Source organism: Pseudomonas sp. LAIL14HWK12:I7 (assembly GCF_000483465.1).
GTDB classification, from domain to species: domain Bacteria; phylum Pseudomonadota; class Gammaproteobacteria; order Pseudomonadales; family Pseudomonadaceae; genus Aquipseudomonas; species Aquipseudomonas kermanshahensis.
In genome coordinates this window covers 108,276-122,038 of the sequence record NZ_AXYZ01000016.1, presented here as the reverse complement: position 1 = coordinate 122,038, position 13,763 = coordinate 108,276, and the positions used below count along the sequence as shown (strand labels likewise).

Annotated in this window: 8 protein-coding genes; 2 read left to right on the top strand and 6 right to left on the bottom strand. The window is 64.9% G+C overall.

The annotated features are described in order from the left end of the window. Positions 1 to 32: 32 nt before the first annotated feature. Entirely contained in the window at positions 33 to 2,387 is a 2,355-nt protein-coding gene (gene pbpC, locus D886_RS0116530) for a peptidoglycan glycosyltransferase PbpC (protein WP_027594961.1), read from the bottom strand. 77 nt (positions 2,388 to 2,464) lie between these two features. Here pbpC and D886_RS0116525 point away from each other — a divergent pair, with 77 nt between their 5' ends. Then, on the top strand, positions 2,465 to 2,758 hold the full coding sequence (locus D886_RS0116525) for a hypothetical protein (protein WP_027594960.1): 294 nt from the start codon (positions 2,465 to 2,467) through the stop codon (positions 2,756 to 2,758). 135 nt (positions 2,759 to 2,893) lie between these two features. Here the strand turns inward: D886_RS0116525 and D886_RS0116520 are convergent, their stop codons facing one another. After that, a complete protein-coding gene (locus D886_RS0116520; protein WP_027594959.1) occupies positions 2,894 to 7,804 on the bottom strand; it encodes an alpha-2-macroglobulin in 4,911 nt (1,636 codons plus the stop codon). Between the two features lie 154 nt (positions 7,805 to 7,958). Here D886_RS0116520 and D886_RS0116515 point away from each other — a divergent pair, with 154 nt between their 5' ends. Further along, on the top strand, positions 7,959 to 9,296 hold the full coding sequence (locus D886_RS0116515; RefSeq protein ID WP_027594958.1) for an MATE family efflux transporter: 1,338 nt from the start codon (positions 7,959 to 7,961) through the stop codon (positions 9,294 to 9,296). Positions 9,297 to 9,423: 127 nt separating this feature from the next. Here the strand turns inward: D886_RS0116515 and speA are convergent, their stop codons facing one another. The 4 genes from speA to D886_RS0116495 form a co-directional block, all read right to left on the bottom strand. Further along, entirely contained in the window at positions 9,424 to 11,337 is a 1,914-nt protein-coding gene (gene speA, locus D886_RS0116510; RefSeq protein ID WP_027594957.1) for an arginine decarboxylase, read from the bottom strand. A 153-nt stretch (positions 11,338 to 11,490) separates the two neighbouring features. Continuing rightward, on the bottom strand, positions 11,491 to 11,862 hold the full coding sequence (locus D886_RS0116505; RefSeq protein ID WP_027594956.1) for a translation initiation factor Sui1: 372 nt from the start codon (positions 11,860 to 11,862) through the stop codon (positions 11,491 to 11,493). Between the two features lie 271 nt (positions 11,863 to 12,133). Beyond that, on the bottom strand, positions 12,134 to 12,670 hold the full coding sequence (locus D886_RS0116500; protein WP_027594955.1) for an NUDIX hydrolase: 537 nt from the start codon (positions 12,668 to 12,670) through the stop codon (positions 12,134 to 12,136). 2 nt (positions 12,671 to 12,672) lie between these two features. After that, entirely contained in the window at positions 12,673 to 13,740 is a 1,068-nt protein-coding gene (locus D886_RS0116495; protein ID WP_027594954.1) for a DUF2333 family protein, read from the bottom strand. Positions 13,741 to 13,763 lie beyond the last annotated feature (23 nt).

Here is a 13,763-nt window from a genome sequence, read left to right as displayed (position 1 = left end):
GCGTAGGTGCTGGCCCGGCAATCGTCGAACGGCTACTCGCTGACCTGAAACGCCACCCGCGCGGTCTCGCCACTTTCATCCAGCGCGCTGAGCTCGATCTGCCCGGGCTGTTCGAAACGTACCAGCAGGCTGTCCTGGCCTTGGGTCTCGCCCAACGGCTGGCCGTTGAGGAACCACCAGCGCCGCCCGCCGCCGCCCAAGGCGGAAACGTGCAATTGCAACGGTTCGCTGCTGGTTGCCGGACGGCGCAGGTTGTCCCCCGGGCGCACGCCGACAATCGACAGCGGGGGTGCGCTGGCGGGCGCCTGCGGTGGGCAGGCCGGGTCTACTGCCGGCAGGCGCGCTGCACGCCGTTCGACCCTGGGCAGCCAAGGCTCCAGCGGGGCCGGCCAGAGCGCGATGTCGCGTACCTTGGCCCCCGGGCAACTGCCGTCGACCCGCAGCCCTTGCGCATTGACCCAGACGCGCTCACGCAGGCCCAGCCCGAGCGGCTGATCGGCCGCCTGCAAGGTCGGCGGTGTGGTGCCGTCGAGGGTCCAGGCAAAGCGCTGGCGGCGGCAGTTGGGGTCTTGCCGATTCATCGGCTGGCCCAGCGGCCAGCAGATGGCTGCCACGCCGATGGTAGCGGGCACCTGCTCGACCGGCACGCTGATACCGCGCTGGGCATCGCGGTTGCTTAGCAGGTCATGCACCTGAAGCATCAACGGCGCCGCCGAGGCCAGGCCGAACTGCCCGGGTACCGGTGTGCCGTCGGGGCGGCCGATCCATACACCAATCAAGTAGCGCGGGCCGACCCCAATCGACCAGGCGTCACGAAAGCCATAGCTGGTACCGGTCTTCCAGGCCAGTTGCGGGCGCTGCACCAGTTCGGCGTGCGGGTCGCGGTCAGGGCGTGCCTGGCCGCTCAGAATACGCCGGATAATCCACGCCGCCCCTGGCGACAGCAGGCGTCGCTCTACCAGCGGGTCCTGCGGCTGCAGGCGGATGCGCGCACTGTTGCCGGCCCGGGCCAGCGCCGCATAACCGCCGACCAGGTCTTCCAGGCGGCTGCCCGCCCCCCCGAGGATCAACGACAAGTTGGGCTCGGCCAAGGGCGGCAGCATCAGCGGCATGCCGGCCATGCGCAATTGCGCGGCGAAGCGTTTCGGGCCATATGCTTCCAGCAACTGAACGGCCGGCAGGTTGAGCGACAGCGCCAGTGCCGAGCTGGCCGACACCGGCCCGCTGAACCCCATCGAGAAGTTGCCGGGCCGATAGTCGCCGTAGCGCCTAGGCACATCCTGCAGCAGCGATTCGGAGTGGATCAGGCCGTCATCCAAGGCCATGCCGTAGAGGAAGGGTTTAAGCGTGGAACCGGGCGAGCGCAATGAGCGCACCATGTCGACGTGGCCGAAGCGGCGTGCGTCGCTAAGGTCGATCGAACCCAGGTAGGCGCGCACTGCCATGGTCTGCGCCTCGACCACCAGGATCGCCGCCGACGTGCGCTCCGGCAGGCGTGCGCGCCAGCCCAGCAGCAGGTCTTCGAGGCGCCTTTGCAAGGCTGCGTCTAGGGTGGTGCGGATTAGCGGTGGGCTATTCGCCGTGTTAAGCCGCCGCGCCAGCAACGGTGCCAGTGCCGGTTCCTGACGTGGCGCCAGCAGCAAGGGCTCCTCGGCAGCTTCCTTGAGCTGCTGGGCTGGCCATACCTGGTATTCCTCCAGGCGCTGCAGCACTTTGTCGCGCGCACGCTGGGCACGCTCGGGGTGGCGGTCCGGGCGCAAGCGGCTGGGTGCCTGGGGCAGCACCGCAAGCAGCGCCGCCTCGGCAGGTGTCAGGTGTTTGGGCGATTTGCCCAAGTACGCCCAGCTGGCCGCTGCCACGCCCTGCAGGGTGCCGCCAAAGGGTGCACGGTCGAGGTAGATCTGCAGGATTTCGCGCTTCGACAGGTGCCACTCCAGCTGCGCTGTACGCCATAACTGGCGCAGCTTGCCGGCCAGCGTCCGGTCATGCGGATCGAGCAGGCGCGCCACCTGCATCGACAGCGTACTGCCCCCCGACACCACACGCCCTCCGCGCAGGTTCAGCCAGGCCGCACGGGCCAGGGCCAGCGGGTTGACCCCAGGGTGGCGATAGAACCAGCGGTCCTCGTAGGTCAGCAGCGCCTGCAGGTACAGCGGCGAGACCTCTTCCGGGCTGACCGGGTAGCGCCACACGCCATCGGCGTCGGCAAAGCGCCACAACGGCGTGCCGTCTTCGGCCAGCACCACCCGCGCCAGGTCGTCGCCGGGCATGGGCAACGGCCAGATACGGTCGGCCAGCCACACCAGGCCCACGGCCAGGACCAGGGTGATGGCGCTACCACGCACAATCCTGCCCGCACGCGTGCGCGGCCGCGCTAAGCTTGGCATCGGGAACCGACTTGGCCAACTGATGGCCAAAGGCTTGGGAACGGCAACCTCGCCGGTGTGTTGATCAGGAAGCAACTATGCATGTAGAAGATTTTTTCGGGTGGCTGGGCCACGCACTCGGGTCGTTGATCCGCTTTATCGTCGACGCATTGAGCGGGCTGTTCAACCTGCTGGCCAATGCCGGCGGCAATTTCATCGATGGCCTGGCACGCACCCTGGGCATGGACACCTCGCTGGTCAGCATCCTTGCCCTGGTCGTCGGCCTGATGCTGCTGTACTCGGCAATCCGCGCCTTCATGCGCGCTTCGATCATCCTCGGGATCATCTGGTTGGTGCTGGGGTTGTGGGTGATGAGCTGGGTGATTCACTAAAGGCCATCGCCGCACCTCGCAGTGTGTGTGTAGGAGCAGCCTTGTGCTGCGAAGAGGCCGGTACAGGCAACAGGATTTTCGTTGCTCATACCGGCCTCTTCGCAGCACAAGGCTGCTCCTACAAGAGGCAGGCTTTTAACGGGCTTTGACGGTCATCTCGCCTTGCCCATCGCCCACTGCCTGCAGGTTCGGGCGGTACATCGACTCGACCTGCGGCGGCGGCACACGGTAGGTGCCCGGGGTTACTGCCCGCGCCAGGTACAGCAGGTGCGTGGTGCCATAGCTGTCCAGCTTGAGCGCTGCGACGTAACGGTCATCGCGGTACTCCTGGTGCAGCACGCTGGCGTTCTGCATCGACTCACGCCACTCTTTCACGGCACTGCTGGCATTCTCCAGGCTGGCCGCACTCTGTGCCAGGTTCTGGTTTTCCAGCTCAAGCCCCGCTGGCAGCAAATCCACCACCAGCGCATCCGGCACACGGTCTTCGGCCTTGAGGGCCAAGTGCACCAGCACCAGGTCGCCGCTGCGCAGGTTGTGCAGGTCCAACGCCTGGCCATTCATACCCAGGTACTCACGACGAATCTGCAGACCATTGCCACCGGCTGCCGGCGCCTGGCGCGGGTAGCCAGACAGCGTCAGCTGCTGGTAAAGCGTCTCGCTGCCTTCGTTTTGCACCGTCAGCGGCGACGCCAGCAGCGGGCCTTCGAGCTTGAGGCCGGTTTCGGCATTGTTGAACTCGCGGATCTCGCCCGCGCTGTCCAGACGCGCCTGCCACTTGCCTTCCGGCTTGCCGAGCAAACCACGGCCAGCGAGGAACAGCGCGTTACGTTCCTGGGTCGACAGCCAGCGGTTGGCCGCCAACTCGTCCGACAGTGCGAACAGGCGTTGGTCGACCTGCTTGCTGGCCAGGTTGCTCTCCTGCAACAGCGCCAGAATCAGCGCCTGGTCACGCAGGCTGCTGCCGTAGTCAGCCATCCAGCCTTTGCTGCGGCCAATACCCAGGCCGGCTTGCAGGGCCTGCTCGGAACGCGGCTTGTCTCCCATCTTCTCCAGCGCTACCGCCAGTTGCACCAGCGGCAAGCCGGAGCGGGCGTCGGCACGGCGTTCGAACAACCCGCGCAAGGCACCCAAGGGCGCCTGCTGGCTGCGCGACAGAACCAGGGCAGCATAAGCCTGCACGGCGAAGCGGGTATGGTCAGCGTTCTCGCTGTAGTCGACCTCGATCAGGTTGCGTTCCTGCAGGTAGCGCAGCAAGCGCTCGTTGGCCTTCTTCAGCGCCTCGGCGGGCACGCCGTAGCCCTGGTCACGGGCGCGCAGCAAGAAGTCGGTGACGTAGGCGGTCAACCAGTACTCTTCTTCACTGTCCGAACTCCACAGGCCGAAGCTGCCGTTGTAACGCTGCATGCCCAGCAGGTGCTCGATGCCCATTTCGATCTTGCGCTTGCGCACGTCGGCCGGTTCGCCCTTGATCCCCAAGCGTTTGAGGCTTTCGGCATCGGCGTAGAGCGACGGATAAAGGCCGCTGGTGGTCTGCTCCAGGCACCCGTAGGGGTAGGCTTCGAGGGCACGAATCTGTTCGGCCAGGTTCAGCGGCGGCCGGCTCGACAAGACCAGGCTGGCTTCAAGGCCCGCCGGTTCGAAGGCAGCCAGGTCCGCCTCGGGCAACGCCCATGGCTGGTCCTTCAAGGCAACCCGGTAGTGCTTGAGCATCGCCGGATAAGCCGGGCGCACACCCAAGGTCCATTCACGCTCGAAGGCCGTGGCCGGCTCGTTTGGCAGTTGCAGGCCATTGACCCGCACGCGCACCTTGCCCTGCCCCAAGCCGCCTTGGGCCTGCACCGGAATCATCAGCGTGCGGCGTTGGCCTTCGTCCAGCGCGACGCTTTGCACCGCGCTCGCCGCCAGGCTCAACTGGCCTTCGGTGCTGATCTCGACATTCAATTGCTGGGCGCGGCCCGACAGGTTGGCCAGGTCCAGCGCCAGGCTGGTGCGGTCGCCACCAGCCAGGAAGCGCGGTGCCGAAAGCTCGGCGATCAGCGGCGCAGCCACCACCGTCTTGCCCTCGGCCACGCCGAAGTGATCCTCGGTCCAGGCCTGCGCCATCAGCCGCAGTTCGCCATTGAAGTCGGGGATGTCGACCGTGGCCTGGCCCTCGCCCTTCTCGTCCAGGGTCACCGGCAGGCTCTGCTGCGCGACAATGGTCACCGTGGTGTTGGGGCGTTTGCCACCCTTGGCCATGGCCGCGTCACCGCCAAAGGCCAGGCTGGCGAGGCGGCCCTGGCCGGCCTCGATCAACTGGCCGTAGATGTCCAACTGGTCGGCGCCATACGCTTTGCGGCCGAACAGGCTGGTGAAGGGGTCGGGGGTCTTGAAGTCGGTGATGTTGAGGATGCCGACATCAACTGCCGACAGCAGTACATGCACCTGCTGCCCCGCAGCCGCGGGGCTGCCATCGGCATTGGCCACCTTGAACTTGACTGTCAACGGCTGCTTGGGCCGCATCTTCTCCGGCGCCTGCAAGCTGACCGCCAGCTTACGCTCGGCCCGGTCGAGTGGCAGGTGCAGCACGCCCACCGCGCGTTTTGGTGTGGCATTGGCCTTGCGCTCGCCGGGGCGAATCACCAGGGCGCTGATATACAGGTCGTGGCGTGCCCACTTCTTGTCCAGTTGCACGTCGAAGGTCTTGCCTTCGGCCGGCACCTCGATCTCTTGCCACCACAACGGGCCATCGCTGGACTCGATCATCAGGTAGCCGCTGCCGGCGGCAGGCGGGGTCACCGTGACTTTGGCGGTGGCGCCATCGGCGTAGGACGGTTTGTCCAGGGCCAGCTTGACCTGGTCCGGGCGTACTGCGCCGCCTTCGGCGTTGTCCTGGGCGCGATAGCCCGCCCAGAAGCGCTCGCTGGACACCAGGCCAGTCTCTGGGTCTTCGACCTCGACCCGGTAAGGGCCCCACTCGACCTGGAACGACAACTTGGCGGTCGAGCCGGCCTTGACGCTGACGGTCTCTTCGCTCTGGGTGAGGAATTTCTCGTTGTAGTTGTAGCTCCAGCCGTCGCTCTGCGAGTAGTTCCAGTAGTAGTCACGGCGCTCGCGAATCAAGCGCACCTTGAGGTCATTGGCCGCCAGCTTCTTGCCATCACGGTCGGCCACCAGGAACTCGAATTCCACCGGGCCGTCACTGTCAGTTTCCTCGCCTTCGAACAGGCCGCGCAGGCCCGGCAAACGTTCGGCAGGCCAGATCGGCTGTTCCAGGCGACGGGTGATCGGCCGGCCACCAGACTCCTGCAGGCTGGCCTGCACGGTCAGTTGCAGTGGCGAGCGGGCTTCGGCCCAGCGGCTTTCGATATCGACCACTGCCTTGCCGGCCTGGTCGAGGGTGACTTCGTCCAGCTCCAGGTCCTGGTTCAACTCGGTTTCGGTGACCGAACCGAACTGGTAACCCGGCAGCGCCGGCACTGCTTCGCGCAACGGGCGCACGTAAGCTTGGCCACTCAGCCGGTTACCCGCAGCCGGCGCGCCGTAAAGGTAGCGGCCATTGACCTGGATGTGGGCGTCCTGATCAGGCGCAAGCGGTGCGCTGCTGCCTTTGAGCTCCAACGCCAAACGTTCGGGGAGGAAGTCTTCGACCAGAAACTCGTAGACCTGCTTGCGCCCGCCCCCCAGGTCGAGCAGCAATTGCCAGCGACCGGTCGGCGCCTCGCTGGCCAGTTGCAGTTGGTACTGGTAGAGGCCACTGCCATCCGCCTCCCAAACAAACTTGCGGCTGACCTGCTCATCAGGGCGACGCACTTCCACACTGACCGGCTGGGCCTTGACCGGCTTGCCATCCTGGTCGCGCAGCAGGCCGTTGAGCAGCACCGTCTCACCCGGGCGATACAGGTCGCGCGGGCCGAAGATGAACAACTGCAAAGGGTTGGCTTGCGGGCCGGTGATATCGAATTCGGCCAGGTCCAGGGCCGCAGTGTTCAGGCGCAGCAACGTGGTGTGCACGCCTTGCGTGGCAATCAGGGTATCGGCCTTGGGCGTGATCGGCAGTTCGGCGTGGCCGTCGCCATCGGTCTTGGCCTGGGCCAGTAACTTGCCCTTCTCGTCATGCACCTCGAGGTTGACGTCTTTCATCGCCTTGCCGCCTTCCAGGGCTTGGGCGAACACGTCGAGGCGGTCGCGGTAGCGGTGCGCAGAGACGCCGATGTCACTGAGGCTGAACAGGGTCGCCGGCTGCGAGTAGTCGTAGGTGCCCGAGGCACGCATCACTGCCAGGTACACGCCCGGTTCCTGCAGCAGCTTGATCCCGGCAATCGGCAGCAGCACGGTCTCGCGGGTGTTGCGCGCGGGGTTGAGATCGAAGCGGCCGCTGTAGACCAGCTCGGCCATGTCCAGGGTTTCTTTGGACTGGTAGTAATACAGGCTGCTGTTACGCCCCCAGTTGACCAGGAAGGTCGAGAGCATCTCGGGCTTCACGCGGAAGAACTCGACATCGACCTTGTCGACGTTCAGGGCGATCACCGGCAAGCCTTCGGCCAGGCGCGTGGGCAGCAACGAACCGCGGCTGGCAAAGCCGATGGTCGGCTGCATGTCGCGGGTTTCCAGGCGGGTGACCGACTCGCTGTCGAGCGCGTTGCCATTGACCGCCAGCAGGCCTTTGTCGACCGTGAGCACCAGCTTGCGCTGCGGCTCCAGGTGGCGCAGGCGCAGTTCCATCTGGTTGTCGGAGAGTTCCCAGGCCCCGTCGACCTTGCCTTTGACGGTGTCGACCAGGTGCAGTTTGCCGGCGAAGTCCTGTGTGGCATCCAGCGGCGCGGAGAAGCTGATCGACAGCGCGCTGGCGCCGTCGAGCTGCACTTCCGAGACGTCCAGCACCGTGAGCGCCCGGCCCTCGTAGCGCTTGGCGAGTACGGCAGGGTCTTCGCGCTTGGCCGCTGGGGCCTCGGCGGGCGCGGTGGCTGCCGGTTTCTCGGCCGGCGCGGGTTTGCCCGGCGCGGAGGAGTCACAAGCACTGAGCAAAGCCAGCGCGCAGGCCAGCAACAATCCTTTGTTGAACATGGAGTAGGAACTCTTAGGCAGCGTGTACGTGAGGGCAGCAACTATAGCGCAACGACGGGCGCGTCACCCGCCGTGTAGCGCCAGGTGAGACCGCGTTCGCGCGAATTGGTTGCCTGGCCGGTACACTGTGGCACTGCTAATGCCAGGATTTGAAATGTCTCAACTGACCACCGACTGGCGCGACCGCCCTACCCACCGCAAGGTCTGGGGCCTGGCCGCACCGATGATCCTCTCCAACATCTCCGTACCCCTGGTGGCGCTGGTCGACAGCACCGTCATCGGCCACCTGCCCCACGCCCACCAGCTGGGCGCCGTTGCCGTGGGCGCCACGCTGTTCACCTTCATGGTTGGCCTGATGGGCTTTCTGCGCATGGGCTCGACCGGCTTCGCAGCCCAGGCTGCTGGGCGGGGTGACGGCGCGGCGTTGCGCCAGGTATTGGTGCAAGGGCTGCTGCTGGCCCTGGGCTTTGCCGTGGTCATCGGCCTGTTGGCGCTGCCCTTCAGCCAGTTGGCGCTGCACGCGATGCAGCCCAGCGCGGCGTTGCAGCAATCCACCGAGGACTTCTTCCACACCCGCCTGCTCGGGCTGCCTGCGGCACTGGCCAGCTACGCGCTGGTCGGCTGGTTCCTCGGCACCCAGAATGCCAGGGCGCCGCTGGCCATCCTGCTGACCACCAACCTGCTGAACATCATCCTCAACCTGTGGTTTGTGCTCGGCCTGGACTGGGGGGTGCTGGGTTCGGCGCGCGCCTCGGTGATCGCCGAGTGGAGCGCCGCACTGCTGGGCCTGGCCCTGACCCGCCCGGCCTTGCGCGCGTACCCCGGGCACATCGCCTGGGCGGCGCTCAAGCGCTGGCAAGCCTGGAGGCCGCTGCTGGCCGTCAACCGCGACATCTTCCTACGCAGCCTGGCATTGCAACTGGTGTTCCTGTTGATCACCGTGCAAGGCGCCCGGCTGGGTGAAGCGACAGTGGCAGCCAACGCCCTGCTGCTCAATGGCCTGCTGCTGACCGCCTACGCGCTCGACGGGCTCGCCCATGCAGTCGAGGCCTTGTGCGGCCATGCCATCGGCGCCCGCGACCGCGATACGCTCCGCCGCTCGCTGGTAGTAGCATGCGGTTGGTCGCTGATCACCAGCGTTGGCTTTGCCGGCCTGTTCCTGCTGGGTGGGCACCTGTTCATCGACCTGCAGACCGACATCGACAGTGTGCGAGTGGCGGCTTATCCGTACCTGCCGTACTTGGCGCTACTGCCGTTGATTGCGGTATGGAGCTACCTGCTCGACGGGTTGTTCATCGGCGCGACGCGTGCGCGGGAGATGCGCAATGCGATGCTCGCGTCGGTGGTGATTGCGCTGCCGGTGGCGTGGGCCATGAGTGGGTTTGGCAACCACGGCTTGTGGTTGGCGTTTCTCGGGTTCATGGCATTGCGGGCGGTGACGTTGGGGTGGGTTGGGTGGCGGTTGCAGCAAAAGGGGCTGTGGGTTCAGTGATTTTGGGGCTGCTTTGCAGCCCATCGCCGGCAAGCCAGCTCCCACAGAATCACTGCATGGCCCGAGCCACGTGCAATACCTGTAGGAGCTGGCTTGCCGGCGATGGGCCGCAAAGCGGCCCCGGCGATTACGAAGACAAGTACGAAGAGCGGGTCAGCCCCAGGCGCAAGGCATCGAGGAACTGCGTCCGCTCGCGGGCGGTGATCTTCGCGCTGGCGACCTTGTCGCGGTAGTGAGTCATCAACTCCTCCGGCGACAGGTGCACGTAACGCAGCATGTCTTCGATGGTGTCGTGGGTCTCGATACCGGCGTGGTACACGCTGCCATCGGCATTCTGGTAGATGTTCACCGAGTCGGTATCACCGAACAGGTTGTGCATGTCACCCAGAATCTCTTGGTAGGCGCCAACCAGGAACACGCCCAGCAGGTAGTCCTCGCCCTCATTGAGCGCATGCACCGGCATGCTGGTCTCGATGCTCTGCTCGTCGACGTACTGATTGATCTTGCCGTCGGAGTCACAGGTCAGGTCTTGCAGCACCGCGCGGCGCATCGGCTCTTCATTCAGACGATGCAGCGGGATGATCGGCAGTACCTGGCCGATGGCCCAGGTATCCGGCAAGCTCTGGAACACCGAGAAGTTGCAGATGTACTTGTCGGCCAGCTTGTCATTGAGCTCGTCCAGCACCTGGCGGTGCGAACGCTGGCGCGCCTTCAGCGAGTTGTGCAGGCGACGGCACACGGCGAAATAGCACTGCTCGGCCAGGGCTTTCTCGGCCAGGCTGATCTTGCCATCGGCGTACTGCGCCGCCACGTCACCCATGTAGTGGGTAGCGCGCCAGTAGGTCTCGGTGACCATCTCGATGTCGGTCGGGCCCAGCAGGTCGGCCAGCCACTGCACGGTCTCGGGCAGGGCTTCCTTGTTTTCGATGGTCGGCACGTCGTCGTTGTGTTTTTCGACGTCGGTCACCTGGATCACCAGCATGGCATGGTGCGCGGTCAGCGAACGGCCGCTCTCGGAGAAGATGTGCGGGTGCGGCAGGCCCTGCGCGTCGCAGAACTCCTTGAGCATGCCCACCACCACGCCGGCATAGTCATCCATGTCGTAGTTGATCGAGCTGGCATTGCGCGAGTGAGTACCGTCGTAGTCCACACCCAGGCCACCGCCGACGTCGATATGGTCGACCGGCAGGCCCAGTGCACGCAGCTCGCCATAGTAGCGGATGGCTTCCTTGAAGCCGTGCTGGTAGTCCGCCAGGTTGGCGATCTGCGAACCCATGTGGAAGTGCAACAGGCGGATGCCCTGGTCCAGGCCGGCATCGCGGAAGCGCTGCACCACCGAAATCAGCTGCGCAGCCGACAAACCGAACTTGGACTTCTCGCCACCGGTGTCGGCCCACTTGCTCGACGCCAGCGACGACAGGCGCACGCGCAAGCCGACCTGCGGCTTGACCTTGAGCTCGGCGGCCTCCTCGATCACCAGGGCGACCTCGGATTCCTTCTCGATGACGATGAACACGTTGTGGCCCAGCTTCTGGCCCATCAGCGCCAGGCGGATGAACTCACGGTCCTTGTAACCGTTGCAGACGATGGTGCCGCCCTTTGGCGCCAGCGCCAGCACTGCCAGCAGCTCGGGCTTGGAGCCGGCCTCAAGGCCAATCGAGACGTTCTGCGTGGCGATGATGTTTTCCACCACCGCTTCCTGCTGGTTGACCTTGATCGGGTACAGCGCGGTGTACTGGCTCTGGTACTCGAGGCGCGCGATGTTGGCGTCGAAGGCACCGGTCAGCTGGCGTACACGGTCTTGCAGGATGTCGGGGAAGCGCACCAGCAACGGCAACGACAGGCCGCTCTGGCGCAGTTCGTCGACCTGCTCGAACAGGTCGATCGGCGCGCTATTGGGGCCATTAGGGCGTACTTCGACGCGCCCGGCTTCATTGATGGCGAAATAACCAGCGCCCCAATGGCGGATGCCGTAAACACTGCGGCTGTCGGCCACGGTCCATTGGCTACCATCGTCTTTGCGTGTGCGTCGTACGGACATTCAAGTCCCCTATAGATAAGTCGAAAACACTGCCCCAACGAAAAGGGCCGGCGCAGTGTAGAAGCTGAAAATGACGATTCGTCCGGTTCAGGGGTAGACCCTTCCAACAGGAACGAGTTTAGAAAGCACTGGGCAAAAAAACGCGCGACGGCCTCAGCCGCCCGACTTTTTCGCCTTGAAACCCTGTTTGGTCAGCTCGCCGATCAACAGCTCGACATGGTCGCCCTGAATCTCGATAACCCCGTCCTTCAAGGCGCCACCGGTACCGCAGCGGCGCTTGAGCGTGGTGGCCAGCTCCTTGAGCTGATCGAGGGGCAGCGGCACACCGGTGACGGTGGTCACGGTCTTGCCACCGCGGCCTTTGCTTTCCCGGCGTACGCGGGCAATGCCGTCGCCTTCCGGGATGATTTGCTGCTTGCAGGTGCAGGCATCCACCGGCTGGCTACAGTCAGGGCAGTGCCGACCGGCATCGGTGGAGAACACGAGACCGCCAAGGGCGGAAAAGGAAGAAGCTTTCTTGGCCACTTTTGTTCCTCTGTGCTGAGGACAAAAACTGGTCGGCGGGAGCCGACCGCGAAGCCCCACTCTGGCAGGGGCGGCGCTACTGCCGCAAGATCTTGCGACAGCCCGAAAAGGGCGCGCAGTGTAACGATAAATCAGGGGATTGCTAAGTACTGGAATGCGCCATTTTGCGAATGTTTTGCGACCCCTGGGCGCTGGGGCTGCTTTGCAGCCCTTTCGCGACACAAGGCCGCTCCTACAAGGGCACCGCAATCGCCTGTAGGAACACCCCGCTTTACAATAGGCTGGCTTTGTACCGCTGCAACGCCGCCAACGAGTCCGGGCAATACGGCTTGGTGTGGCTTTCTTGTTCCGCCTGCGCCAGGCTGATGAACCGCGCCTCGCTCACCTCTTCCGGCTGCAAGCGCAACGGTGCATCGGACACCGCCGAATACACCGCACACCACAAGCGGTTATCGGGTTGGTCGAAGTAGAACCGTTCATGAAAGCGCAACGCGACGCCGTCGATACCCAGTTCTTCGGCCAACTCCCGCGCAGCCGACTCGGCGTAGCCCTCGCCCGCCGTCACCATGCCGCCCGCCGCCACATCCCAAAAGCCTGGGTACAGCGCCTTGCTCAAGGTACGCCGGTGCACGCACAACTCCCCGGCGCTATTGAACAGCAAGATGAACGTGCAACGGCCAATCAGCCCGCGCTCGCGCAACTCTGCCCGGGGCAAGGCGCCGAGCACCTGGTCGGCTTCGTCGACCCAGGCAACCAGCTCACGGTCGGAAGCCGCCCGATGGGCGGCTTCCTGGGTGCTAATGGCCACGATCAACCCTGCGACAGCAGCTGACGCAGGTCGATGACCGCAGCGTTGGCCCGGGAGATGTAGTTGGCCATGACCAGCGAGTGGTTGGCCCACATGCCGAAGCCGCTGCCATTGAGCACCATCGGGCTCCACAGTGCTTCCTGCGAGGCTTCCAGCTCACGGATGATCTGGCGCACGCTGACCGTGGCATTCTTCTTCGCCAGCACATCGGCGAAGTCGACCTCGATGGCGCGCAGCAGGTGCGACAGCGCCCAGGCCTGGCCACGGGCTTCGTAGAACACGTTGTCGATCTGCAGCCATGGGGTTTCGACCAGCTCTTCGTCAACCTGCGGTGCCTGGCCAGGTTGTACCGACTCGGTCTTCAGCGTGGTGTTGAGCTTGACCCGGCCAACGCTGGCCGACAGGCGCTGCGACAGCGAACCCAGGCGGGTAGCCACATCGCCCAGCCAGTTGTTCAGGTTGTCGGCACGGGTGTAGAAGATCGCGCCCTTGTCGCCAGCGGCCAGGCGGGTCTGGTAGCGGTTCAGCGACTTGATGCCTTCTTCGAACTCAGACTCGCTCGACGGCAAAATCCAGCTCTTGTTGTCGAAGTTGAAGCGCGGCTCGGCCTTGGCCAGGTCGGCGTCTTCAGTGGACTGCGACTGCGAGCGGGCGAAGTCTTTGCGCAACGCGCGGGACAAATCGCGGACCTGGACCAGCACGCCGTATTCCCAGCTCGGCATGTTGTCCATCCACAGCCCCGGCGGGAAGCGGTCGTTGGAAATGTAACCGCCCGGCTTGTTCAGCAAGGTACCGGCGACGGTCTTGAGGGTTTCGATGGTGGTATAGCCGATGACCATCTGCTGGCCATTACGCTCGGCCGCAGCCTGGGCGTTCTGCTGCACCGGGAACAGCTCCGGCTCCTGGCTCCAGTACCAGCCCAGGCCGATACAGACCAGCAGGTACAGGCCGATCAGGGTACCCAGGGCACGGCTCCAGAGGCCGCCCAGGTAGCTACGGGCGGCGGCGCCACGGCCATCAACACGCTCGCGGGGTTCGGCTTTGGCCTCGCGGTTTTTCCAGTCCAGCATGGCATTGTCCTTAATCAGTCAAG